The following is a 25,141-nucleotide window of genomic DNA, read 5'->3' on the forward strand; positions in this document are numbered from 1 at the left end:
GTGGATAAAGATGAACCCAACTCATAAGCTGTTTTTATCAAGTTTGCTGCTGTGCAGCAGTTCAATGGTGCTGGCAGACGAAGCTCCCCGTTTCGCCGGTGGCAGTTTTGCCGGCAATCTGACCTTTGCCTCTGACTATGTGTTCCGTGGCGAATCGGAAACCCTGGATGGCGATGTGCCTGTAGTCCAGGGCACATTCAGCTGGAACCATGATGCCGGTTGGTACGCCGGGGTATTTGCCTCGAACATCAAGTTTGCCGACCCCAATCTTGAGATAGTCACTGCGCCTTTCATCGGCAAGAGTGGTGAGTTGGGTGATTCAGGTTTCACCTATGATGTCATGTTGTTCTCTTATCTCTATCCAGGCGCGTCCTACTCCAACTACACAGAGCTGTGGCTGAAACTCGGCAAGTCTTTCGGTCGGGCCCATCTGCAACTGGAAGTGACGCCGACTGTGGATGACTGGTTCGGTGTCGATGGTTGGCACGGAGTCAACTATGCGCTGCACCCAAGTTATAGTTTCGAGAATGGTATCAAGGTTTCCGGTTCTGTCGGTTATCAAGACCTGAGCGGCAATGGTGCCGAAGGATGGGGACATTGGAATCTGGGGGTCAGTAAGGAGTTCTATGGTTTCAACCTGGATCTGCGCTACCACGGCAGTACGGTTGAATCAGATCACAAGGTTTATGGTACCCAGACTGAGATCTTCGATGACAGGTTAGTGATAGGTATCAGCAAAGCGTTTTAAGAACTGCTTCCCTGCAGTCTTTGTGAGTACGCCATTTGGCGTGCTCTTTTTTTAGGTAAGGTGCGAACAAGCCCCATCTATGTTCTGCGTCGGCTAACAGGCTTGGAGGCAAGGCGTGGTTTGCAGCAAATGGCCCAAGTCCTTTGCAAGACTTCCTTAGAACATGCTCTTTTCAAGATAGAGACGGTTGTCGGCAATATGTCCAGGCTCGGCGCGGAAGTCCACCACCTGATACTTATGGCTGATCAGCATATTCAGCATAGAACGGAACTGATTGCGGGTCTTGACCTGGATCTGCTTGTAACCGGCTTGAGTGGCCCAACGCTCCTGCGCTTCCAGCATGCTGCGCGCCAGCCCCAGGCTGCGATAATCAGGTAATACTCCGCCTAACCAACTGTAAAAACACTGCTCGTCCAGAGCATAACCCAGCTTGAATCCCGCCAATTCACCTTCCACAAAGGCCAACAACAACAAACAGGCATTGCCTGTCAGCCGACGTTCGAACTCTTGCTGTTGGTAGCTGGAATCAAACTCGGGGATCTGAGCACTCAAGGCCATGATCTCGTCGATCTGTTGCTGGTCTATTTCAGTAATAGCTTTGATTTCAATGGAGTACATCATTATTCTCTCAACGGGCCGCAACGTGTCACAGATTGCGGGATAAAAACTGGCCAAAATTATAACAGGTCTGGCCAGTTGAATGCATCAGGAGAATTGCTGCTGGTTTTCTGTCTGCAAGATCTTGTCCTGTAGTACCCGCAGCAGCACACCATAAGCGGGCAGGAACAGCCCCAGACTAACCAACAGTTTAAAGCTGTAATCCACGGCGGCAATTTCCGGCCAGTTGGCGGCCATAAAGGGGTCGCTGGAGGCGAAGAAGGCGATACTGAAGAACACCAGAGTATCCACCAGGTTGCCTACCAGGGTTGAGGCTGCCGGAGCGACCCACCAGGCACACTGGCGGCGAATTCGGGCAAATACTGCGATATCCATCAGCTGGCCCACCAGATAGGCGGCGAAACTGGCAAAGGCGATACGGAATATAAAGGTATTGAAGTCCGACAGGGCACTTAGCCCCTGAAAGTTACCTTGATGAAACAATACGCCCATGGCATAGGAGATTAACAAGGCCGGCAGCATGGCCTTGAAGATGATCTGCCGGGCGGCAGCTTGGCCGAATATCCGTACCGTTAGATCGGTTGCCAGATAGACAAAAGGAAAGCTGAAGGCGCCCCAGGTTGTATGGAAGCCGAATAGCTGAAACGGAAGCTGTACCAGATAGTTACTGGCACTGATAATCAGGATGTGAAAACTGACCAAGAGGATCAGTGCGCGTTTGAGCTGCGCGCTGGTTAACATTAACATATTGTGACCTTTTTAGTTGGCTGGGCGGGGTGAGGGAACCCGCATCTTCGGTTCGACCGAAAGGGCGCACATTATAGAGCCCATAATCCGGCTGACAAGAGGGAAGTGTAAAAAATGTCCAACCTATCTAAGGAAGTTTCTGTATTTGGGCGTTTAAGTCTATGCAGGGCAGGCATGGGGCTTGCTCGCACCTTCCTTAAAGCTACTCTACACTGAAAGGGAAGACAGGAGAGTTAAATGAATCGAATCTGCTGCCTGCTGCTGGCCTTATTGACGTTTGTCTGGCCGGCCATTGCCGAACCGACCAAGATCCAGATAGCTACCGCCAGTTGGGGCGGTTATACCGAAACCAATGGTGAAGGCTATTATTTTGAACTGTTACGAAGGGTCTTTCCCAAGCCGGAATGGCAACTGGAAATCCAGTTTGTTCCCTTTCCCCGCTCCCTCTACATGCTGGAGCGTGAACAGGTGGACATGGTGTTGGGACTTTATTTGGGGGATATCTCCAAGGGGATTTTCAGTGCTCACAAAGTAGAAACCGAGGTGATAGATGCCGCAGTAACCCCTGAGTTGGCCAGTGTATGGCAGGGCATGGTGTCTTTGGCCCATAGAAAGGTTCAGGCTTTGATCGCCTATCGCTTTTTTACCCTGACCCAGGTACCCATGCTCTATCAGGAAAACAGCAGCCTGCTGGAGATGCTGCGTAAGGTGAATGAAGGCAAAATCGACGCCGTGCTCGATTATAAACCCGACATGCAGCCACTGTTGGCGCAGTTAGAACAGCCAAGAAGACTGGTTCTTATCGAAGATGTGCTGCGGGCAGATGTTTATTTTGCCTTCGCCAATAATCCTAAAGGGCTCGAGTTGAAGGCCTTGTTCGACCAAGGCTTTGAGCAGTTGGAACGTTCCGGGGAATTGGCAGAGATAAAACAGCAGAGCCTGGAGCAGCTGCAACTGAAGATACAGGAGCAGCCATCACCCTAAAAATCCAGCAAAATCGACATTATGGTGGCGAGTTTGTTTTCCAGCTCCTGCCACTCGGCTGCCGGATCAGAGCCGGCAACTATGCCGGCACCGGCAAACAGGTTGATACAGCCGGGTTCCAGTAGGGCGCAGCGGATGGCTACCGCAAATTCACTCTCATATTTATTCAGATAACCACAGGCTCCGGCATACCAACCGCGCATATAGCCTTCCCGCTGGCGCAGAAAACTGATGGCAGATTCCCGCGGTAAACCACCGACGGCCGGGGTTGGGTGCAAGGCCTGCAGCAGTTGAAAATCTTTTACTCCGTGACGCAGTTCGGCGCGAATCGATCTGTGCAGATGTTGAATATGGTTGAGTTTGAAGATAGTGGGTGTCTCATCGGCACCGACATAGCGGCTCAGCGGGGTCAACGCCTTGACAATATGCTCTCTGACCAGCTGATTTTCATGACTATTCTTGTTGTCATCCAATAGCTGCTGCGCCAGGCGTTCATCTTCTTCCGGGCTCAGGCCGCGAACTGTAGTGCCTGCCAGCGCTTCGGTATACAGCTCCTGTTGTTGACGGCGATAGAGGCGTTCGGGTGAGCAGGAGATAAAGCTGCGCTCGGGACTGAATTCGAAACCGAACTGAAAACTGTTGGGGTTACGTCCCTGCCAACTTGCCAATACTTGCCAGGGATCCGGCGTGTCTTTCACTTGCAGCTGGGTCAGGCGCGACAGCACTACTTTGGGCGTGTCCTGATTGAATCTGGGGGCGGTAACCTGTTCCACCAAGGCTTTCCAGCGCGGATAATCGGGCCTGTCATTGCGTGACAGCTGTTCGGTCTTGGTCGGCGGCGTCATGGGCCGGGCCGGCACAAGCGCATCCAGTGCGGCTTGTGCTTGAGCTATCTCTTGCTGCTGGTCTGCTTGACCCAGGTTCAGATTGACCAAGAGACGGAAATGATCTGAACTGCGTCTCAACTCAATTCGGGGTAGCAGGAATCTGGCGCGGCCAAACTCGGGCCAGGAGGCGATTTCGCGATCGAAGGCGACCCCGCCGTAGTAACGGATCTCCTGATTACTGGAGTAGGCCCGCTGTGTCTCATAGACTTCGGCCAGAGCCTCGTCTGTGACTTCATCTTCGAAGCGGAAATCCAGGCAACTGCCAATGGCGGCTACCTCCTCGAGTCGGTCCCTTCCTTGCCAATAAATTCTTGGGTAACTGGGCTGGGAAGCCAGCCAGGAGATCAGTGGGATCGCCTGTACCTCGGCGGCCAGTTGGACAATAGGTTCTGCTGGTGTCGGCTTGGTCAATTGACACAGCTTGTCTTGGAGTGACGAAATGGCCTGAGACAGGGTAAGTGCAGACAAGGGGAGCTCCGAACATCCGAACAAAGGGATCCGGAAGCAGAAAGCGTCCGGCTATCAGTATCTTTAACACAAACTAAAGTTCCACACCTCTAGTGTCAAGCCATCGAAGGGGCCGGTGTGACGTATAGCATGATCCCATTAATCAGCTTAGGTTAATGTGATGTAAGTGGACATTTTTGCTCGGCAAATTGTCTTGCTGGGACAATCTGTCCGTAGTCGACTCTGTTATCTACTCCCTTTGTATTAATTTGTCGATCTGTATTGGTTTTTACCGTCACTGAGCTTGTAGCTTTTTTGGGCGGCGCCAGAATAGCCCGGATAATCCCTATCAGAAACGACAGAAGAGCCTTATGTCCCATATTCCGGTAAAACTCTCTGCCCTCGCACTGGCGCTGGGCTGTGCCATGCAGGCCAATGCGACCTCTATTGAACGTGACCCTCTGGTCAATAACGCGATGGACGTGATTGTAGTGCACGGTGAGCGTGCCAACGCCACCGAAGTTGCCACCACCAACTGGAGCATTTCTGAAGAAGAAATCAAAGCTCTGGGGGCCCAGAGCCTGGATGAGGTGCTGAAGAATGTTCCCGGCGTTTACGTGCGTTACGGCGGTGATGGTACGCCTAGGGTGGATATCCGTGGTTTCAAGACCCGCCATGTCACTCTGTTGATCAATGGTGTACCGGCCAATAGTGCCGATGATGGTCAGTTTGATCCCAGCGTGATCCCAACCAGCCAGATTGCCAGAGTTGAAGTCTCCGTTGGTCCAACCTCGGTTCTCTATGGCCCAGGCGGCGCCGGCGGTGTTATCAACATCATCACTAAGCGTGGCGACAGTGCTCCGGCAGTATCCGGCAACCTGGAATTGGCCAAGGATGACACCTTCAAGGGCGATATCAGTGCCGCCGGTTCTGGCGATAACTGGCAGGGACTCATCAGTGCCAGTTATCAGCACACAGATGGTTTCCCTATGTCTTCTGACTATCAAACCACTGAGTATCAAGATAAATATCAGCGCAACAATGCAGACAAAGAACTGTCCAATCTGTATGCCCAAGGCAGCTATTGGCTCAGCGACAACACTCAACTCATTGCCAATATGGCGCTGCGTTCCGGTGAGTGGGGCAAGCCCCCAAGAGATGGCAGTGGCAGTGGCCGGGTGAAGTTTGAGCGGGTCGATGACTATGATTCACAGACTTTCCAGTTGGGTCTGGCACATAAGTTCAATGATACTTTCACTTTCCGTGGCTTTGGTTATCACAACCAGAGTGATACCTATGAAACCGTGTACGGCGATCACAGCTACGCCGAGCTGACTCAAGCTCAGGATGGCACTTCCAAAGTGCAGGGCGCAAATCTGCAGTTGATCTCCGACTTCGACACCGCGGGTATCCTGACCACCTCAGTGATTGCTGAAAAACAGAGCTGGGAAGCGGTAGCTGAAAGCTTTGGCTCCTCCAAGAAGTCCGGCAGCAGTAAGATTGCAGCAACCAAGGGCTCAGGCGGCGGCAGTGGAACTGGTGGTGGCAGTGGTTCCGGCGGCGGCAGTGGTTCCGGCGGCGGCAGTGGTTCCGGCGGCGGCAGTGGTTCCGGCGGCGGTACTGGCTCAGGTGGTGGCAGCGGTTCCGGTGGCGGTACTGGCTCAGGTGGTGGCAGCGGTTCCGGTGGCGGTAATGGCTCAGGTGGTGGCAGCGGTGAGTCTTTCGATGATTCGGCCTGGGTTTATACCGCAGCGGCTGAGTATCAGTTCCAGTCCGACGGTGATTGGGGCTTTACTCTGGGTGGTGCATACCACGACATGGACAAGACCGAAGGCAACGAGAACGATTACTCGGCGCTGGCCTCAGGTTTCTGGCAAGCGGCCGATGAGACCCGTTTGAGCCTGAGTGCGGCTCGTAAGGTACGCTTCCCCTCAATGCGTAACCTTTATTCCCTGTCTTCAGGCAATCAGGAACTGGAAACGGAAATCTCCAAGCATGTTGAGTTGGGGTTGGAGCAGGGGCTGGGTATGAATACCGAGCTGCAGTTATACCTCTATCACACTGATGCTGATGATTATATTGCCAAAGATGCCAGTGGTATGTATCAGAACATAGGCAACTATCGCTTCCAGGGTTTGGATACCGTGCTGTCCAACAACAGTATAGAGAATCTGGATCTGAGCTTGAGCTACAGCTATCTGCACGCCGAAGACAGAGACAGCAGCACAGGTTTTGATGGTCTGGACTATCGTCCCAAGCATCAACTGCGCTTCCAGTTGGGCTACAAGCTGCCGACCGAGACTCGTATCCACCTGAACGTAGAACGCATTATGGATCAGAACTACTACGATCAGGAGAAGATCGGCGGTCAAAAGGTTTGGCAGGAGAAGTCCTTGGATGATTACACCCTGGTGGACATCAATCTGGTACAACCTTTGCTTAAAGATAATCTAGAGCTCTATTTACGAGCCACCAACCTGCTGGACGAGAACTACTATCAGAGTGATTCTCTGCCTCAGGCCGGTAGACAAGTCTTTGTTGGGATTAACTGGCAGATCTGATAATGCGCTTACTCGAACTCGAAGGGATCAATTTCAATCATGGTTGTTTGCAGCCTTTGATATTGAGGGATCTGGATCTGAAAATAGAATCCGGATCCTGCCACTGCATCAGTGGCCCCACGGGTTCGGGTAAATCCAGTTTGCTGGCTTTGCTTGCCGGGCTGCAACGGCGTCCCTGTGAAGGCGGTATTTTCCGTCGTCAGGGGTTGTTGGTGGGCCTGGTGATGCAAGATCCCCAAGTGCAAATATTGCGTCAAACAGTCGGTGCCGAGGTGGCCTTTGCCTTGGAAAACCTCGGTGTGCCCAGCGGCCAGATGATCTCCAGAGTGCAGCATGCATTGCGCCGGGTGGGCTTGTTTGTCTCGCTGGAAACCCAAGTCAGCAAGTTGTCTCTCGGACAGAAATATCGCTTGATGATTGCCGCCCAGTTGGTGAGTGAACCGGCGGTTCTGCTGTTGGATGAACCTTGGGCGCAACTGGATGATGCCGGTGTCGATGAATTGCTGGCAGTGATCCGTAATCTGCGGGCTGAAGGTATGGCCGTCGTGCTGGTGGAGCATAATCCCCTGGCTTTTGCTTCGGTTGTTGAGCACTTCTGGTACTTGCACCAAGGGCGGCTATTACCAGGTTGTTACCGGGCTGAATCCGGTAGTCATATGCAGCGACTGGAGCCGGACCGAAGCCGGGAGCTGGTCAGTGCCACTTCATTTGAATTTCGTTACCAGGGGCATTCGCCCCTGTTTGTGTGTCAGCAGGGCCTGTCTTTGGGCGCTGGAGAATTGGTCACACTGGTGGGGAATAATGGTTCGGGCAAGAGTAGCCTGCTGAAGGCGATAGCCGGAATTCAACCCGCGGTGGCGTCATTGCCGCTAAGGGTCTTTGGCCGTAAACCCAAGCCAGGGATCTACGGCCCCATGCTGGGCCTTCTGATGCAGCGTCCCAACCGTCAGTTATTTGAGGCCACAGTGATTGAGGAGATGCAGTTCAGCCTGCGTCGCTTCGACTTGCCGTTGTCTCGGGCGGAGAGTTTGCTTGAGCAACTCGATTTGTTGCATCTGGCCCACAGTTCTCCACACACACTTTCCTATGGTCAGCAGCACTTGATTGCCCTGGCTTCTATCGCTTGTTTGACTCCCAGCTTGATGCTGCTGGATGACCCCTTGGCAGGGTTGGATGGCAAACATTTGGGGCAGCTTTGGCAGATACTCAATTATCTGCGTGAACAGGGAGGCAGTATAGTGATAGCCAGCCACAGACCCTTGCAAAATTTACCTTGTAGTCAGTTGTGGCAGTTGCAGCAAGGTCAACTGGAAATAGCGTTTTCCCCAGAGGAGGTTGCCTGTGTGGGTTAAGGGGCAGCGCCACGGCCGTACTTCTCCGAAGGGGCTGGATTTAGGTTTGTGGGGCAGTGCCGCGGCTTTACTGCTGGTGCTGAGTCTGTCGTCGGCGGCCTTTATTTTGCCTCAGGCGCAGCTTCCCTGGTTGGCGGCTATCAATCTGATATTGGTGGCTCATGGCATGCTGCAGCGCGGCGCCATAGGTGGGGTGATACGCTTTGTCTTGTTGCAGCTCGGTTTTACTTTGGGGCTGTATGCATTGATGCACGGCGGCGAGCAGTTGGGACAAGGTACTTTGGCTGTGGCCCGCATTACTCTGGCTTTGCTGCCGGGATGGTGGCTGTCGGTGACAGTGCGCCCGGAGCGTATCGGTGAGGTGTTATGCTTGGTCATGCCGAGCAAATGGGCCTTTGTGGTGGCAGCTTCTATTGGGTTGTTGCCCTTTATGACCCAGGAGATCGCCGAGATCTATCAACTGCAGCGGCTGCGGGGGGCGCGCATTGCTCCCAAGCAACTGCTCAATCCGCGCAATTGGCCGGAACTGGCTTACTGTGTGCTGTTTCCCCTCTTGATCCAACTGCTTAAGTTGGCCAAACAGATGGCGCTTGCCGCCAAGAGCCGCCACTTTGGTCACACTTCCAAGCCGACCCATTGGCGGGACAACCGGAGCGAACATGGCAACAAATAACGTCAAAGGATTTCAACTGCAGGATGCGCTCTTTATCGGCTTTTGTGCCACCTTATTGGTGGCGGTCAAGAGCATGCTCAGATTGAAACTTGGCTTGTCGGGACATTCTATGCTGCTGATGAGCTTCTTCTATCTCACCTGTTACGGCATTGTCGGACGTATGGGGGCGATGACTGCTTGCGGCGCCTTGGCCGGAGTGGTCGCCATGACCTTGGGCGTTGGCAAAGGCGGCCCGCTTATTCTGCTCAAATTCCTGATCCCGGCGGTGTCCATGGATCTGGCGCTTCTACTGTTGGCCAATGCGTTTAATTTGCGCTGGCGTTTCATCGCCCTGGCATTGGTGGGTTGTATCGCCTGGGCCGCAAAAGGTCTGGTAGAGGATCTGCTGGTGGGCATGAGTGAGCAGGTGGCCTTGGTACGTTTTGGTCTCAAGTGTTTACAAGGTGGTGCCTTTGCCATAGTCGGGGCGCTGCTGGTGCCCCCTGTCTTGAGACGCCTCAAGGCCCACGATCTTCTCCACAAAGATATTCAGACAGATTGATTAAGGTTTATTGATGAAAGATTGGCTGATTTGTATAGATGATACCGATGATATTGGCACCAAAGGCACCGGCGAGATAGCTGCCGAGATAGCTGAATTGTTGACCCAGCAAGGCGGGCAAACCTCCCTGGTGACCCGGCATCAGCTCTATGTGCATCCGGATATTCCTTACACTTCCCACAATAGTGCCATGTGCTTTGGTTATCGCGGTGAGCTTACCTTAGAGGCGATCCGTGAGTTGGCTATAGCTCATTTGCTCAGGGAGTCTGCCAGCGCGGCCGACCCTGGGTTGGCGCTCTTGTCTCTGGCCGATTTCAGCGGTCAGGACGTGCTGATGGCTTTTGGCCGTGAGGCCAAGCAAGAGGTCAAGACCAAGGAACAAGCCTACGGCTTGGCTAAACACTTGGGTATCAGTCTCAGCGAGCACGGCGGCACAGGGCAGGGCGTTATCGGCGCTCTGGCGGGCCTTGGGCTCAGGCTTACAGGTAATGATGGCCGGGTGAAAGGCCAACTGAAATTGGGTCAGACAGATGAAGCCGCGCCTTTTGGCGTTGCCGACATACTAAAGCGCTCTGAGCTGGATGGCGTATTGACTACCACAGGTGAATGGTTGCAGGAAACCGACTCTGTCTGGCTTAGCGGCAAGGTTAAAGCCGTGTGGGCCGAACACAAGTTTGCCCTCCTGGTCAGCAAACGTGGCGCCGAGTGGCACAATGCCGGTAAACAGGAACTGAAGGAGTTCTGAATGCAGCAATGGTTTGAACTCAAGCAGGGTAAACGTTTGTTTCTCGGTGGCAACAGCAATCTGCAGGCTGCCCGCGAGGTAGCCATCCAATGTGCTTGTTTTGCCGAAGACGACGAAGACGAGCAGATAGACGATATAACCCGCTCCTGTTACAACTGTCAGTATCGCCGTTGGTTGAGTGAAGGTTTTCAGTGTCTTGGCCCTATACCTGAGTGAGATTGGCATCATAAAGGCAAACTTTACCCCCTTAGGTGCATAGGCATTTCCGGATTTGGCTTCTAGAATACGGCAAAGCCGAGTGACATTTGTTGGAGAGTCGTTAACCCCTGACAAACGTTGTTCGGATGAGGACAGAAGCATTTGCCGGAGTGAAAGAATGACTGATGCGGTTCCGACAGCAGCCCTGTTGAAGTTGCCCGTTACCCGATTGGGGATAGGCATGTATGTGTCGGCCATTGAGAACAATGGCCGGTTAGCTGTCGCCAATGCCGGCCAGATCAGGAGCCGTCAGGCGATCACTCAACTCAGCAACAGCGGCATCCGTTTTGTCTGGGTTGATGTTGAGCGTTCCAGCGACAACTGCGGCCTGAAAAAACAGCGCCCCGTTTGCGATAACCATACTCGTAAAACCTCGGTTAATCCTGAATTGGCAAGAGGTCAGGCCAAACAGCTACTGACAGAAGCCAAGGGCTTGGTGCGTAAAGTCCTCAGTGAAACCTTCGAAGGCAAGGCGATAGAAGTCGAGCCGTTTGCGGCATTGGCAGACAATATGATCGAGTCGGTGATGCTCGACTCTGATGCGATGAAGTGCATATCGGCGCTGAGATCCAAAGATGCCTACTTACTGGAACATTCGGTCAATGTTGCCTTCCTGCTGATCACCTTTGGTAAATATCTCAAGCTGGATCGCGAGATGCTCAGGCAGCTGGCGATCGGCGGTATTCTCCACGATATCGGCAAGATCAAGGTGGATAACAAGATACTGCACAAGCCGGGCAAGCTGACGCCGGAAGAGTTTGAGCACATGAAGCTGCACCAAGTCTACGCCATCGAGATCATGGAACAGGCCAAGGGCTTGTCTCAAGTGAGCAAGGATGTGTGCCTGATGCACCATGAAAAACTCGATGGTCGTGGTTACCCACGGGGCCTGACTGGAGATGCATTGCCGCTGCATGGGCGTATGAGCTGTATCGTGGATATCTATGATGCCCTTACCGCCACCCGCTGCTATAAAGAGGCGATGAGCCCGGCAGCTGCCTTTAAAATTCTGCTCAGTCTGACGCCCTTTCATCTGGATGAGAGCCTGGTGTATGAGTTTATTCGTTGTATCGGTGTCTACCCGGTCGGTTCATTGGTGCAACTGTCCGATGGCCGGGTGGGCATAGTCTGGGAATCCAAAGACAGGGATGTGTTGCACCCCATAGTCAAATGCTTCTATTCATTGAAGTTTAAGCGATATACCGATGTGACCATGGTGGATCTGCAAAAGTCGGATCTCAACATAGACAGAGGTGTATCGCCCAGCTCTTTGGATGTCGACCCCAAGCCCTTCTATTGATCTGGCGGTAAACTGGGTAAACTGATGGGCCCGCCGAGTGGTGGGCCTTTTTGTTGAGTTTGTGGAGTGACCCCGATGCGCCGAATTTTACCTATCATGACCCTATTATTGTCGCTGGCCTTGCTGATCCCCGGGGTGACTCAACCTATTTTGACTGTCAGCGGCACGGTAGAAAAGGCCGAGCTGACCGAAGCCGGGTTGGACATGATTGCCGAAGCCGTCAGTGATGGTTCCGGGCGCGACAGTGCCAGGGGAATGCTGGCGATGATTAGCGGTATGTTGGGGCTTAACAACCTTCAAGGTGAAATGGAGGTGTTCAACAAGACCCGCAGTATCTGGGGCACAGTGACCGAGCTGCATCAACACGGCAATACCCTGGTGGCGGCGCTGGTGATGCTGTTTTCCGTGATAGTGCCGGCCTGCAAGCTGGGGCTGATGCTGCTGGCTCAGGCGCCGCTGTCCAGTAAGGTGCGGCAGATCATCGACAGTATTACCGCTGCCATCGCCAAATGGTCCATGGCCGACGTATTTGTGGTGGCACTTATTATCACTTATATGGCCGGCAACGCCTCGGCCGGCATGGGCGATTTGGTTCACACCCACGCCAGCCTGGAGTCGGGCTTTTGGTTCTTCCTCGGTTATTGCCTGTTGGCTATTGCCGGCCAGTATTGGCTTAAATCCCGTCAGTCCTGACCCAGCACGCCGTCTGTCGCTATCGGTACTATCCAATAGCGGCAGGGGTTGTGGCGGCAGACCTCCGCCAGGGTTTGCAGCAGCGCCTGCTGTGACTCTTGCGGGTGCATCACCTCAAACTTGTAGAATTCCCGATAACCTTCCACCTGTTCCTTGAGATTGAAGTGGCTGTGCTCGCGGCTGAAGCCACAGATATTGATCAGGCTGAAGCCGGAGAGGTAGTCCAGCGACATCAGGGTGTCGACCACATCGTCTTTTAGATTGTGCTGCACTATCAGCACCAAGAGTTGTTTCATTGGCGTTTCTCCAGGGTTTGATACAGCAGCGGCAACAAATAGAGGGTGGTGATAGTGGAGGTGATCAGCCCGCCTATGACCACGATTGCCAGCGGCCTTTGAATTTCGGCGCCGGGCCCGGTGGCAAAGGCCAGCGGGATCAGGCCGAACATGGCGGTGGTGGCCGTCATCAGAATCGGCCGCAGTCGGCGGGCGGCACCTTGTTCGACCCGCTCACAGAGGCTGGCAAACAGATGCCGCGACTGTTCATAGTAACTGACCATCACCACGCCGTTGAGCACGGCTACCCCCAGCAGGGCGATAAAGCCCACTGAGGCCGGCACCGACAGGTATTCGCCCGAGATAAACAGGCTGAAGATACCGCCCATCATGGCAAAGGGGACGTTGGCCAGGATCAGCAAGGCTTTGGAGATATTGCCGAAGGTGGTGAACAGGATCAGGTTGATCAGCATCAGCGCCACGGGCACCACCAACAGCAGGTTACGGGTCGCCCGTTGCTGGTTCTCGAATTCGCCACCGAAATTCAGGCTGTAACCGCTGGGCAGAGACAGCTCAGCGGCCAGCTTGCCCTGTAGTTCTTCAACAAAGCCGACGATATCGCGGCCGCTGACATTGGTGGTGACCACGGCAAAGCGGTTGCCTTGCTCGCGTTCAATCAGTATCGGCCCTTCGCGATAGCTTATTTGCGCCAGTTCACCAAGGGGCCTGAGGCTGGCATCCGGCATCACCAATAGCCTTTGCTCCAGTTGCGGCAGGCTGTTGATACCATCTGCTGCCTGGGCGATCAGCACGGGAGTTCGCTTCTTGCCCTGGATTATCTCGGTTATGGCCAGGCCTTCCAGTTGGCTCTTGAGATATCGGCCAAACTCATCGGCACTCATGTTGTAACTGCGGGCCAAACCCTCCTTGAGACGGAGGTTGATAAAGGGGCTGCCTTCGGTCATGGCGGTTTTGACATCCTGGCTGCCGCGAGTGGCGCTGGTCAGGTGTGCTGTCTCGCTGGCCAATCTTGAAAGCGTCTCAAGATCTTCACCGAAAATTTTAATCGCCACATCGCCTATGCTACCGGTAAGCATCTCGGAGACCCGCATCTGGATAGGTTGGGTGAAGTTGAAATTGATCCCCGGAAACTTGAGCACTTCGGTGCGTATGGCATCAATAAGCTCCTCCTTGCTGGCAAAGCGCCACTCCTCCACGGGTTTAAGTTCCATGAATACATCTGTTTCATTCAGCCCCATGGGATCCAGCCCCAGCTCATCGGCGCCGGTGCGGGCGACCAACTGGCGTATCTCGGGTACAGTGGTCAGCAGGTGCTGCTCTATCTGAGTATCCAGTGCCAGCGAGGCCTGCAGCGAAATCGACGGGGACTTCTCCAACTGCAGAATAATGTCACCCTCATCCAGGGTCGGCATAAAGGTTTTACCCACCTGAGTAAACAGCCCCAGGCTCAGTACCAGTGCCACCAGTGCCGTGGCGCAAAAAGCCTTACCGTGCAGTAACACCCACTGCAGACTGAGCAGGTAGCGGGCCTTGAGCCAGCCAATGGCCTTGGGTTCGTTGGCCGCTTTTTCATTGACCAGATAGGAGGCCAGCACAGGGATCACCGTCAGCGACAGTGCCAGTGCCGACAGCATGGCAAACACTATGGTGATAGCCACTGGGGTGAACAGTTTGCCTTCGAGGCCGCTGAGGGTCAGCAGCGGTGAGAAGACTATGATCACTATCAGGGTGCCGGACACCACAGGCACGGCCACATCTTTGGTGGCGCGGTAGATGAGGTGCAGCCTGGGCAGGCGTTTGCCGCCGGCAATCTGGTTGACCATGTTCTCCACCACCACCACGGAGGAGTCCACCAACATGCCGATGGCGATCACCAGGCCGCCGAGGCTCATCAGGTTGGCCGACAGATTGAAGTAACGCATCAGCATAAAGGTGGCCAGCGCCGCCAGCGGCAGCGACAGTGATACCACCAATGCAGCGCGCAAATTGCCGAGAAACAGCGCTAGCAGCAGAATAACCAATACCACGGCCTGAAACAGGGCATCTGAAATGGTGCCTATGGCTGTATCTATCAGGTTGGCCCTGTCGTAGAACACATTCAGCTGGCTGCCGGGAGGCAGAGTTTTTTCTATCTGGGCCAGCTTTTCCCGTACCAGTTTGATGACCTGATCGGTATTGGCATCCTTGAGGCCGACGATCAAGGCCTCTGTGGTTTCTTCACCATTACGGGTCACTGCACCGTAGCGGCTGAGATGACCTATTTCGACTTTTGCAAGGTCTTGCAGGCGATAGCTGCCGCCCTGATTGGTGGCAATCACCAGTTGTTGCAGGGCCTCCAGCGAGTCGATGCGCCCTTCGGTGCGAACCGTCAGGTTATCTGTCCCGAGCGTGATGCGTCCGGCACCCGTGTTGCTGTTGTTGCTCTCAATACGGGCTATTAACTCTTCCTGGCTGATACCGGCCTGAGCCAGAGCGACGGGATCCGGGGTGATCTGCAGTGTCTTGGCAAAACCGCCGAGAATGTTGACATCGGCGACTCCGGGCACGGTACGCAGCAGCGGCCTGACTTCCCATTCCAGCAACTGACGGCGCTCCAGTAGCGACAGCGAGGGATTCTCCAGCGAAAACATAAAGATTTCACTGAGCGGGGTGCTCATGGGGGCAACGCCGCCTTCCAGATCGGCGGGCAACTTGTCCCATACCGCCGCCAAGCGTTCACTCACCTGTTGTCTGGCCCAGTAAATATCTGTGCCTTCGTTGAAGTCCAGGGTGATATCGGTAATTGCATACTTGCTGGTGGAACGCAGTATCGCCTGCTTGGGGATCCCCAGTAGCTCAGTCTCAACAGGTACTGTCACCTGGGCTTCTATCTCTTCGGCTGTCATGCCGGGAGCCTTGAGGATGATTTTCACCTGGGTCGGCGAGATATCCGGGAAGGCGTCCAGCGGCAGCCCCAACCAGGAATAGGCGCCGGCACCACAGAGCAGCAGCGCTGTTATCAGGGTAAACAGCCTTTGAGTCAGGGAGAAACGGATAATGGCACTGAGCATGCTATTCGCCCCCCAAACCCAGGAGTATGCCTTTGACGGCCGCCACTGAGTCGCTCAGCACCTCGGCACCGACCAGAGTTTCATTGGGTGCCAGGAAGTAGCTGTCGGCGCTGGCACCTATAACCTGCACGTCGGTTGGTCGCAGTTTATTTTGGCTGTGACTCAGCACCTGGCTGCCAGTGCCCCAGGAATAGAGACTCTCCTTGGGCACCACCAGGGCATTGATGGCCTGCAGCGGAATAACCTGCAACTGCTGCCCGGGTTGCAGGCCGCAGCTTGGGGGAACGGCCTGGCTCCAGGCGTCGACAAAGCCCTGTTTGGCCAACTGGTCCTTGCGGCTTATCTGCAGTTGGCACTCTCCGGCCATCACGGCATTGACACTGTCTTTCTGGGCCAGGGGTAAACGCAGCTTAAGCCTGAGTTCGTCGGCGGGCAGTATCCCCAGCAGTGGGGCGCCGCTCATCAGCGGTTCACTGCTATCGCCATATTGCAGCAGTCCGGCCATGGGCGCGTGCAATATCAGAGTCTCGGGATTGTCCCCCGGCTTAAGCAATTCACTGAAATGCTGCAGGTGTTCATATTGCAGCAAAGCGTCGAAATACTGGCGGCTTATCTGCGACCAGGTTTCGGCACCTATGGCGCCGTTGGCCCGCAGCTTTTGGTTGCGATCATAGCGTTGCTTGGCGAGCTTGAATGCCGCTTCGGCGGCGGCAAATTGCAGTTGAAAGTGGGCAATTTCGGCGCCCTTAAGTTGCACCAGTGCTTGACCTTCATCGACCCATTCTCCTTCGGCCACCAACCAGCGTCGCTGTTGGATGGTTTCCGGTGCCGTGAGATAGAAGCTGCTGCCGGGCTGAGCCGCCAATATTGCCGGTACAGGGGCGGCCTCTATCTGTTGTACTTGGTTCACTGAGGTGAAGCTGAGTGTCAGCTTGCCGAGGTCAGCAACCGAAATTTCCTGCGCCCACAGCGGGGAGAAGAACAGGGTCGACACCAGTGTGCCAACCAGGGTTTTAGGGGTCATAGGGTAACTCCGAGCGCTTGCAGTTGTTGGGAATGCAGCTGGGCTTGTGCCAGATGGTTGAGCGACAGCCTGGCTTGGGTATCCAGGGCCTCAAGGTGGCGCCGCAGCCAGGATTCATACTGGGCTGGGCCTTGTTCGGCCGTGGTCAGCAGGGTTTGGCTGAGCTGTTTGCTCAGCTGCACGGCTTGTTCCAGCCCTTGCTGCTGTTGTTGTAGTTGGGCTTGGCGCTGTTTGAGTTGTTGCAATTGCAGTTGGCTCTGCAGTAGCTGCTGTTGTTGCTGTTGCTCCAGTTGCAGTCTTTGTTGCTGCAACTCGCCAAGCTGTTGCTGGTTCAGGCCGTTGCCAACAGGCAAGGGGATCTCCAGTGCCAGACCCAGAGACTGTTCATCTTGTCCCAGAGTTGCAGTGTTTTTGGCCGTGACTGAAACCAACCAAGGAGTGTCATCTCCTTCGAGTTGGGTGTTTGTGGTGAGCTGTTGACGTTGCTGCTGCAGCGCCAGCAATTGCCACATGGGATGCCCGGCACCGGCATCATTCGGCAGTGGGGTGTCACTTTCATCCAGCGATGGCAGCTGTTGCAGCCCGGTCAGGCGCTTGAGTGCCTCATTGGCCTCTTGTCGCAGCTGCTCCAGTGGGAGCTTTGCGAGCGACAACTCCAGCAGTTCACGTTTTAATAGCAGTACCGCAGTTGCCGGCATTTCGCCACTTCGGCTCAGGGCTTGTTGCCGCTGCAACAGTTGCTGCAGTACTTGTTGCTTGTGGCGCAGTTGCGCCAGTTCCTGCTCGGCTTGTGCCTGTTGCCACCAATACTGACGCAATAGTCCAGAGAGATAGAGGCGCTGCAATTGGCTCTGCAATTCCAGCATGCGTTCGTTAATGGGCTTGAGTTTGGCGTTCTGGCGCTGCATGGCCGGCGACTGAAAAGGCAGGTTGAGCGAGAGCTCCTGCTCATAGTTGTTGTGGCTTTCCAGGCTGCCAAGATGGCTCAAACTGATGCTTGGCAGCCCTGCCAGCCCGTCCGAGCTGTGATATATTGGAGCCAATTGTGCCGAAGAGGTGTGCAGCCTGTTTTGACTTAGGGACAAAAGGGCGTCTCTGTCTGTTTCCGGGGCCGCTCTCAGCTGAAACACCATTAACAGCAGGCTACAGCCCAGGTAGAGGGGGCGGATTTTCATGGGAGTTTCTCTTGGGGAAATATCTGCCGCCAGCCTGGCACTGATTTGGCTTGTCGTCTTCGGCAACATGTATCATATTTGGGCTTATGGGACATATGTACCATAATTTAACTGTATGTTTTTGAAGATTATTAGTCGGGAGTTGTGCCAATGAAGGATCTGGTGATGATAGGGCTGCTCAGTGTGATCATGACGCTGAATTTGCTGGATGTGTTGTCAGATATGCAGCTCGGAGTGCCGACTTATCATATAGTGCAGGAGAGCATTCTGGTGGCTCTTTCTGCCTGTGGTGCCTTGTATATCAGTTTTGATCTGATCCGCCGTAGCCGCGAGATGCAGCTACTCAAGTCAAAGTTGGCCAATGCCGACGCCAGGATCTGCAACATCTCCAGCCGAATGCAAGCCGCCCGCCAGGAATACACTCAGGCGGTACAGCAACAATTTGAACTCTGGTCGCTGACCCGCAGTGAGCAGGAAGTGGCTTTATTACTGTTGAAAGGCTTGAGTTTCAAGGAGATTGCCAGTGTTCGCAGTACCAAGGAGAAGACGGTGCGACAGCAGGCCTCGGCAATTTACGCCAAGGCGGATGTCGATGGCCGCCATACCTTCTGTGCCTGGTTTATGGAAGATTTTATTCAGCCTGTTGCTAGCACCGATGCTTCACAGGCGGCCTAAGACACAATTGGCATCTGTCGTTTTGAAAGCGGTTTTATCCGCGTTTATTGAAGCCAATCCAGTGGCTGCTGAGCGAGTAGGATTAGGCATTTCCCCGGCAACTTTTCTTATTGCTACCAGACTATCGCTGTCACAGAGAGCAGGTCTTCTGCCATAAAAAGGTATAAAAAATTTTTTCTTAGTGCTTTGGGTTCTTTATTATCGAGAATCGATATTGGCACCCAGGCTCCACAGACACCAATAATAGCGGCATTATTTAACTGTGGAGGTGGCGGTGAAGCCTGGCTATATCTTGCTGTTTCTCTTACTGGTGGTACTGGCATCGACCCAGACCCAAGGCTTGTTGCGGGCCCTGATTGAACTCAGCGCCTTCGCAGGCTTTTGTTACCTGTTTTCAACCCTGCCAGAGAATATAACCAAGAGACGAACTGCCGATAAACAGCCAGAGGATCACGCCGAGAAGTAAGGGCTTACTACCACTTTGCTGTAGTTTCCTGAAGGTGATACCGCAGCCAATCAGGAACAAACACACCACCAGGGCACGCTTTGCCAGCGCAAATAGCTCCTGATAGATAAATTGGCCTTGCGGCAACAAACTGGTGATGGCGATAGCCAGGCAGTAAAACAGAATAAATCCGGGAATATTGAGTTTACCCTTGCCACCAAATAACAAGGCGCTGATAGCCGCCAGAGGCACTATCCACAAGGCACGTGCCAGTTTGATGGTGGTTGCTGTCTTAAGTGCTTCTTCACCATAGGCGGACGCGGCGCCCACCACGGAAGAGGTGTCATGAATGGCGATGGCGCTCCAAACCCCGAAGTCATGTTGACTTAATTGCAGCAGATGACCTATCACGGGAAAAACGAACAGGGCAACCGAGTTGAGTACAAAGACGCAGGCCAGTGCAATGGCGGTTTGTTCGTTGCGGGCATTGATAGCCGGTGCCACAGCTGCGATGGCGCTGCCACCACAGATGGCGGTGCCACTGGCAATCAAGTGACCGACTCGCCTATCCAACCCCAAAACCCGAGTCAACGCCGTGCCCGCCAGCAGGGTCAGCAATATTGATCCCAGGATTAACGGCAAATTGCCTACAGAGGCGTCGATCGCCTGTTGCAGCGGAATGCCAAAACCCAGGCCGACAATGGAGATGGCCAGCAGTTTTTTGGTCAGTTTCCCCAGATCCCAGTCCGATGGCAACCAGCTGAGATTAGCCAGCACAAATCCCACCAAGAGTGCCAGAGGTGAGGAGATGGCGGGGTGTAGGCAGGCGAGGGCAAGCAGGCAAAACAGCCACTTTTTCTGCAGTTGGCTCATGGATAAGAGATAGTAAAATTCCGGGAGCGTTAGTATAAGTGAGGCAAAATGCTAGGAAAACTAAAATTAACTTAATATCCAGCGTAAGTTTTGCTGAATCTCTGACTAAAACAACAGGACCAGGGAAGCCAGTTCCCCGATCCTGAGTCGATGTTATTTCTGGCACAAGTTTCGGGCCAAGTGCCTATGACATTCTTCGGCGCTTAGACTTGTGATGACAACTGATACTCATGACCATCTTTAGTGGTAAAGCGCTTGCAGCACTTATTGCTGCGTGGCTGACCGCCATCATTGTGCAACAGGCTAATCCACTCACGTTTGAGCCTGTTGTCCTGACAGCGGCCATCGATGAGACAGCGTTCCAGCTGAATGTCTTCAATGGCGGCGCAGTCGCGGCTGCCGACACAGCCTTGGCGGTCGAAACTTAGCTCCAGGTGACAGTCGCGATCATCCTTGAGCAATATGGCTTCTGGTTCGCTGCGGTGGCCGCTTAGGGCAACAAACTGTTGTGGCTGTTTGAGGCCACACTGGCTGCCATCGGCAAAGCAGGCCAAGAGATGCTGATAGTAGACTACATAGCAAACCACCTCGGCATGTGAGCCGTTTGCCAGTGGGAACAGCCGGTCAAGCAGTTGCTTGGCATTGGCCATCTTGTCGGCGATATGGCGTTCACCGAGTGCTTCCACGGCAAAGACGGCTTCGGCGATGAAAGGGTTGTGCTCTTGATTGATTTTTTGCTGCATAGTGGAGATGTTCATCGTCTCGCCCTCGTGTTTTGCTTTCCTTGACCAGATGGCACCTTTGCCTCATGGCCGGACAATTCCTGTGAATTGCTTAATTTGTAGGCTAGCGGTTTTTTGATTACAATTTCACAATAAAAATTTTACAGTGTGAATTTTACAAAATGCGCCAAGACCAAAGCCTGATCCGTAAGTCACATTTTCTGGGAACTAAAATAAGAAACCTCAGAAAACGCAATCACTTAACTATGGAAGATTTGTCGGCACGCTGTGTCAGGGTCGATCCTGAGTCGGCGCCGTCTGTGTCATACCTGTCGATGATCGAAAGGGGCAAGCGTGTTCCCAGTGCAGGTATGCTGGCGGTCATAGCTGCAGTTTTTCAAAAAGAGGTGAGTTGGTTTCTGGACGATGCGCCGGAGGAGCAAGCTATCACCCCGGACAAGGGGCGACGCGGTGGTGTCAGTGGTATGCCGCTGGAGCCCGGCTTCCTGTTTTCCAATGATATTCTGCAGATAGCCATTCCCGAGATGCTGTCACAGACGGGGATCAGCGGCCGCCAGTTTGCCCACTTATTGATCCGCGCCCATCAGGAACACCATCAAAACCATTTCCCCGATCTGGAACGGGCCGCCGAAGAGGTGGGTAAGAAGCGTCTGCCCTTGTCGGTAGAAGAGATGCTGGATCTCGCCGCGGCGCAGGGACTGAAGATCCAATGGTTCGCCCGGCCGGCAAAACAGCTGACGGATGCCCAGGGGATATGTACCGGAGAGTTGGTGACCTCTTACATGGAGCCGCCGGGAACGCTATTTCTCAACGAGATCCTCAAGTCTCAACCAACCAGGCTCAAGTACGATTTGGCGGTGCATATAGGTCACTGTGTGCTGCATAACCGCGATGGGCTGAGCAATGTGTTGACCGTGGGCCGCAGTGGTTTCAGTGAAACCGATCCCCAGATCCAGAGTTCGTCTCTTAATGCCCAGGATATACTCCAGGCCTGGCGTGGCTTTGAGGCCAGTTTCTTTGCCGGGGCCTTGCTCTGCCCCAAGGTGGCATTCAGACAACTGCTGGACAGATACGGCTACGAGATAGATGCTCACCGATTGGCGGGGGTTTCTCCCTCGGTAGCGATGCGGCGTATGACCGGGGTTTCACCTTATCCTCACTGGCACTACTTCGACGCCTATGCTCCGGGCAAGCTAAAAGCAGTGTATCGCGGCAATGGTATCCCGCTCCCCTGGGGTAATATGCGGGCGGTGGCCGATCCTTGTCAGCACTGGGCGGTATTTCGGATGATCACCGAGCCCAAGGAAGGCAGTTCGGCGCAGATATCCATTCTGGATGTGGAGCAACAACCCAGGATCTATTGTTGTGAATCGGTCAAGGTCAAAGACTTGGCCGGCAATCACCATGTGCTTTGTGCCGGGATAGATCTCAATCCTGCCATAGAGGCCCAAGGGGAAGATGCCTTGTCATTGGCGCAAGATCTTAAACAGGCTTGTGTCGAGCAGGGCGGAGAAGGCGCCATTCCCAGAAAGATAAAACAGCAACTGCTGACGGTTGCGCGGATCCTCAATATCAATTGGGTCGAGCGTGGGATTGCCGGTGATGCTAGATTGATCTGCTCCAGAGGTGCGGTTTGCCCAAGACGCCCCACCTGTTATGGCGAGCAGCCTGAGGTGAGCTTTCCCTGGCCCAAACAATAACCTTGGAACACTAGCAGAACTTTGGGTTGATAAAACAGACCATAGATAACTTATATTCATCTATGGTCTGTTTTGAATGACGCAGTTACTAACGGGTTTAGCTCACTCCAATATGGCCATTACAAAGCCAATAGTGAGTAAAATAGCCATAATAAGCCTAAGGCTGCTCTGTTGTTTCTGATAGCGAATAATCACAGGATCCTGGCTGTTGGCCAGAGTGCCAGAATCCAGCGACTGTTTGACTCTTATCGCTATATTGGGTGAATCATTTTCATCTGTTTGAACCAGTTCAGGATACTGAACCCGTATATGTTTCAATAGCTGCTGCCAACGCCAAAGCTGCAAGACAAAGAAGAGTCCTGCCAGAATAAACATCAGCCAGGCGATATGTGACAGCGCCCATTCTATCTGTGGTTCCATGAATACTCTTTTATTAGCCGAAAGATAGTTGCGGCTATGTTATACCAATCAGCAGCAAGATTCAGGAGTTGCATGTGTACTCAAGGTTTTGCGGGAATGAGGTTCAGTATTCCCAACGGCAGTTGCAAGGCTGCCGTTGGGGAACCTGAGGCTAAACCTTGAAGCGGGCGACTAAGGTATCCAACCTGTAGGCCAGATTATTGAGCGCGTCACTGGCCGCGGCGGCAGCTTCGGCGGTCTGGGCTGTGCGCTGGGTTATGTCATTGATCTCACTGACGTTACGATTAATATCTTCCACTACAGTGGATTGCTCCTCTGTGGCTGCCGCCACTTGGATATTCATATCGCTTATTTGGGCAATTTGCCCCGAGATACCGCTGAGCGCCTGGCTGGCTTCATCCACGGCCTGAACACCTTCATGGGATCGATTGCGACTCAGCTCCATGGCACTGACGGCTCTGGCGGCTTCGGCCTGCAGCTTATCTATCATTACCTGCACCTCATCGGTTGAGGCGGCAGTGCGGGAAGCCAGGTTGCGAACTTCATCGGCCACAACTGCAAAACCACGGCCGGCTTCGCCGGCCCGAGCCGCCTCAATGGCGGCATTCAGTGCCAGCAGGTTGGTTTGCTCTGAGATGGCACGGATCACATCCAGAATGCTGCCTATCGACTTGGTATGGGTTGCCAGTGATTCGATCACCTCGCCGACCTGAGCCACATCCTGCGACAACTGGTTAATGGTATTGCGGGCACGGGTCACCACCTGTTGGCCGGTGGCCGATTCGCCGTCGGCATCTTTGGCTGTTACCGCCGCCTGGGCCGCATTGGCGGCAATTTCGTTAACGGTTGCCCCCATTTCGTTGATGGCGGTTACCACCATCATGGTGCGGTCTTTCTGATCCTGGCTGTCGCTCATGGTCTGTTTGGCTTGCGCCGAGACGTCCTTGGCGGATAGCCCCAACTGTTCGCTGGTGGCGGCCACTTCGACCACAGAGTCCTGTATTTTGGAGATAAAGCTGTTGAAGCCCTTGGCCAGTTGGGCTATTTCATCCTCACCCTCTACCGGCAGACGTTGGCGCAAGTCGCCTTCGCCTTCGCCTATGTCGCGGAACATTTCTGCCACCTTGCTGATGGGACGGCTAACCGAGCCAGCCACTATCACCGCCAGGAAGATGAAGCCAGCGGCAATCAACACTGTCCATAATAAAATTTGATAGGCTGCCTCTTGCAACAGGGCAAAGATTTCCCCCTGAGGAACCTGGGCTACCAGATACCAATCCATTGATGGAATATAGCTACTGGCAACCAGCATGTCGGTACCATTAACTTTGGTTTCGAGCAGCTGGAAGTCGCTTTTATCAAGCAGCTTGCTAAGATTGCCTGGGTAGAGATCCTGCAGGCTGCGCTTGCCTGTCAGGCTCTTGTCCGGATGCAGTTGGATCTTGCCCTGATTGTCGGTGAGGAACACATAGCCGCTTTGCTCTATCTTGAAGGAGTTGAGCAGGCGCACCATATCGTCGAGTGACTTGGCCAGCCCCACCAGGCCGCGACCGTTGGGCTGTTGATAGTTAATGAAGAGTTTGACCTCGCCGTTGGCTTCGGTGAACACATTCAACATGCGTTCCTGGCGGCTGTCTCTGTAGTTGAAAAACCAGCTGTCCTGCTGTTGATTGAGGATCCGCAAAAAGCCGTCCTGGGTGTAATAGGCCGCTGTTTCCCGATCGGCATAGGAAGCTTGCGCCAAGTGATACTGGCGAGTCATGTCCTTGAGTTGTGAGATGACCAAAGGGAGTTCGGCTTCGGGGCGTCCCTGTTCCAACCAGTGCCTGAGCATTTGACTGTGGGCCAGTTGCTCGGCGCCATTCATCAGCGTGCTGATTTCCAGATCTAATTTATTGCGGATCTGTAGCATTAAGCTGGGCAGTTCGGAGTCGAGCATACGTTGTTCAACGACCTTACGGGCACTGCGTTGACTGAGAACACCGACTAAAATCGTCGACATCAGTACCGCCAGAGTCACTGTCAGTAGAATCTTTTGTTTGATGGTGAGTTTGAGTTTCATAGCGACCGCCTATCCATATCCTTATAGTGTGGACAACAGCATTAACTGATTTAACGTTAATTACACTTGAGCATAGTAATTAACGCATTGGCAGGGATTTCCCCGTAAGTCTTTGTAGAGTATA

General features: G+C 53.8%; 23 protein-coding genes. 12 read left to right on the forward strand and 11 right to left on the reverse strand.

Translation table 11 applies throughout. The features are described 5' to 3' along the window. The first annotated feature begins 10 nt into the window (after positions 1-10). Positions 11-748: a TorF family putative porin gene (locus tag AYI96_RS16770; protein WP_039034592.1), complete on the forward strand. Its 738-nt coding sequence runs from the start codon at positions 11-13 to the stop codon at positions 746-748. A 156-nt stretch (positions 749-904) separates the two neighbouring features. Here AYI96_RS16770 and AYI96_RS16775 read toward each other — a convergent pair whose 3' ends face one another. Both AYI96_RS16775 and AYI96_RS16780 read right to left on the reverse strand, forming a co-directional pair. Beyond that, the gene (locus tag AYI96_RS16775; protein ID WP_308428155.1) at positions 905-1,369 is read right to left on the reverse strand and encodes a GNAT family N-acetyltransferase; all 465 of its coding nucleotides are present in this window, start codon (positions 1,367-1,369) and stop codon (positions 905-907) included. An 84-nt stretch (positions 1,370-1,453) separates the two neighbouring features. Further along, entirely contained in the window at positions 1,454-2,113 is a 660-nt protein-coding gene (locus AYI96_RS16780; RefSeq protein WP_039034594.1) for a 7-cyano-7-deazaguanine/7-aminomethyl-7-deazaguanine transporter, read from the reverse strand. A 237-nt stretch (positions 2,114-2,350) separates the two neighbouring features. Between AYI96_RS16780 and AYI96_RS16785 the strand changes: the two genes are divergently transcribed. Further along, the gene (locus AYI96_RS16785) at positions 2,351-3,097 is read left to right on the forward strand and encodes a substrate-binding periplasmic protein (RefSeq protein ID WP_144362034.1); all 747 of its coding nucleotides are present in this window, start codon (positions 2,351-2,353) and stop codon (positions 3,095-3,097) included. Here the strand turns inward: AYI96_RS16785 and AYI96_RS16790 are convergent. Continuing rightward, positions 3,094-4,452: an isochorismate synthase MenF gene (locus AYI96_RS16790; protein ID WP_039034596.1), complete on the reverse strand. Its 1,359-nt coding sequence runs from the start codon at positions 4,450-4,452 to the stop codon at positions 3,094-3,096. The genes AYI96_RS16785 and AYI96_RS16790 overlap by 4 nt on opposite strands. Positions 4,453-4,802: 350 nt before the next feature. Between AYI96_RS16790 and AYI96_RS16795 the strand changes: the two genes are divergently transcribed. The 8 genes from AYI96_RS16795 (at position 4,803) to AYI96_RS16830 (ending at position 12,554) form a co-directional block, all read left to right on the forward strand. Continuing rightward, positions 4,803-6,992 carry a TonB-dependent receptor plug domain-containing protein gene (locus AYI96_RS16795; RefSeq protein WP_144362035.1) on the forward strand — a complete coding sequence of 730 codons (2,190 nt, stop codon included), beginning with the start codon at positions 4,803-4,805 and terminating at the stop codon, positions 6,990-6,992. Positions 6,993-6,994: 2 nt separating this feature from the next. Beyond that, positions 6,995-8,344, forward strand: a complete 1,350-nt coding sequence (locus tag AYI96_RS16800) for an ATP-binding cassette domain-containing protein (RefSeq protein ID WP_071476323.1) — start codon at positions 6,995-6,997, stop codon at positions 8,342-8,344. Then, positions 8,334-9,017, forward strand: a complete 684-nt coding sequence (locus AYI96_RS16805) for an energy-coupling factor transporter transmembrane component T (protein ID WP_143078389.1) — start codon at positions 8,334-8,336, stop codon at positions 9,015-9,017. The genes AYI96_RS16800 and AYI96_RS16805 overlap by 11 nt, the downstream gene beginning before the upstream one ends. After that, a complete protein-coding gene (locus AYI96_RS16810; RefSeq protein ID WP_039034599.1) occupies positions 9,004-9,558 on the forward strand; it encodes a hypothetical protein in 555 nt (184 codons plus the stop codon). The genes AYI96_RS16805 and AYI96_RS16810 overlap by 14 nt, the downstream gene beginning before the upstream one ends. A gap of 13 nt (positions 9,559-9,571) precedes the next feature. Further along, on the forward strand, positions 9,572-10,303 hold the full coding sequence (locus AYI96_RS16815) for a DNA-binding protein (protein WP_039034600.1): 732 nt from the start codon (positions 9,572-9,574) through the stop codon (positions 10,301-10,303). After that, positions 10,304-10,519: a hypothetical protein gene (locus AYI96_RS16820; RefSeq protein WP_039034601.1), complete on the forward strand. Its 216-nt coding sequence runs from the start codon at positions 10,304-10,306 to the stop codon at positions 10,517-10,519. 160 nt (positions 10,520-10,679) lie between these two features. After that, complete coding sequence (locus AYI96_RS16825; protein WP_144362036.1) at positions 10,680-11,861, forward strand: HD-GYP domain-containing protein; 1,182 nt, start codon at positions 10,680-10,682, stop codon at positions 11,859-11,861. Positions 11,862-11,936: 75 nt separating this feature from the next. After that, on the forward strand, positions 11,937-12,554 hold the full coding sequence (locus AYI96_RS16830; RefSeq protein WP_071476325.1) for a paraquat-inducible protein A: 618 nt from the start codon (positions 11,937-11,939) through the stop codon (positions 12,552-12,554). Here AYI96_RS16830 and AYI96_RS16835 read toward each other — a convergent pair. Genes AYI96_RS16835 through AYI96_RS16850 form a run of 4 tightly spaced genes read right to left on the reverse strand, consistent with a single transcriptional unit; the run spans position 12,545 to position 18,099 of the window. Continuing rightward, a complete protein-coding gene (locus AYI96_RS16835) occupies positions 12,545-12,850 on the reverse strand; it encodes a DUF3240 family protein (protein WP_025009174.1) in 306 nt (101 codons plus the stop codon). The two genes, AYI96_RS16830 and AYI96_RS16835, sit on opposite strands and share 10 nt — an antisense overlap. After that, entirely contained in the window at positions 12,847-15,900 is a 3,054-nt protein-coding gene (locus AYI96_RS16840; RefSeq protein WP_144362037.1) for an efflux RND transporter permease subunit, read from the reverse strand. Before AYI96_RS16840 ends, AYI96_RS16835 begins: the two co-directional genes overlap by 4 nt. A 1-nt stretch (position 15,901) precedes the next feature. Further along, complete coding sequence (locus tag AYI96_RS16845) at positions 15,902-16,924, reverse strand: hypothetical protein (protein ID WP_144362038.1); 1,023 nt, start codon at positions 16,922-16,924, stop codon at positions 15,902-15,904. Then, positions 16,921-18,099 (reverse strand): TolC family protein, encoded by a 1,179-nt coding sequence (locus AYI96_RS16850; protein ID WP_186300086.1) that lies wholly within the window; start codon positions 18,097-18,099, stop codon positions 16,921-16,923. Before AYI96_RS16850 ends, AYI96_RS16845 begins: the two co-directional genes overlap by 4 nt. A 150-nt stretch (positions 18,100-18,249) precedes the next feature. Between AYI96_RS16850 and AYI96_RS16855 the strand changes: the two genes are divergently transcribed. Continuing rightward, on the forward strand, positions 18,250-18,774 hold the full coding sequence (locus tag AYI96_RS16855; RefSeq protein WP_039034606.1) for a helix-turn-helix transcriptional regulator: 525 nt from the start codon (positions 18,250-18,252) through the stop codon (positions 18,772-18,774). 394 nt (positions 18,775-19,168) lie between these two features. On the opposite strand, the gene AYI96_RS16865 is transcribed toward AYI96_RS16855, so the two are convergent. Together AYI96_RS16865 and AYI96_RS16870 are read right to left on the reverse strand one after the other, a co-directional pair. After that, positions 19,169-20,092, reverse strand: a complete 924-nt coding sequence (locus AYI96_RS16865; RefSeq protein WP_144362040.1) for a YeiH family protein — start codon at positions 20,090-20,092, stop codon at positions 19,169-19,171. Positions 20,093-20,295: 203 nt separating this feature from the next. After that, on the reverse strand, positions 20,296-20,850 hold the full coding sequence (locus tag AYI96_RS16870; protein ID WP_039034607.1) for a hypothetical protein: 555 nt from the start codon (positions 20,848-20,850) through the stop codon (positions 20,296-20,298). A gap of 146 nt (positions 20,851-20,996) precedes the next feature. Between AYI96_RS16870 and AYI96_RS16875 the strand changes: the two genes are divergently transcribed. Continuing rightward, positions 20,997-22,535, forward strand: coding sequence for a DUF3612 domain-containing protein (locus AYI96_RS16875; RefSeq protein ID WP_101095079.1), 1,539 nt, complete (start codon positions 20,997-20,999; stop codon positions 22,533-22,535). Positions 22,536-22,637: 102 nt separating this feature from the next. On the opposite strand, the gene AYI96_RS16880 is transcribed toward AYI96_RS16875, so the two are convergent. Together AYI96_RS16880 and AYI96_RS16885 are read right to left on the reverse strand one after the other, a co-directional pair. After that, entirely contained in the window at positions 22,638-22,955 is a 318-nt protein-coding gene (locus AYI96_RS16880) for a hypothetical protein (protein WP_071476331.1), read from the reverse strand. Positions 22,956-23,106: 151 nt separating this feature from the next. Beyond that, positions 23,107-25,017 carry a methyl-accepting chemotaxis protein gene (locus tag AYI96_RS16885; RefSeq protein ID WP_144362041.1) on the reverse strand — a complete coding sequence of 637 codons (1,911 nt, stop codon included), beginning with the start codon at positions 25,015-25,017 and terminating at the stop codon, positions 23,107-23,109. Positions 25,018-25,141 lie beyond the last annotated feature (124 nt).

Origin of the sequence: Shewanella sp. MSW (assembly GCF_007636515.1) — a bacterium.
GTDB lineage: Bacteria > Pseudomonadota > Gammaproteobacteria > Enterobacterales > Shewanellaceae > Shewanella > Shewanella indica.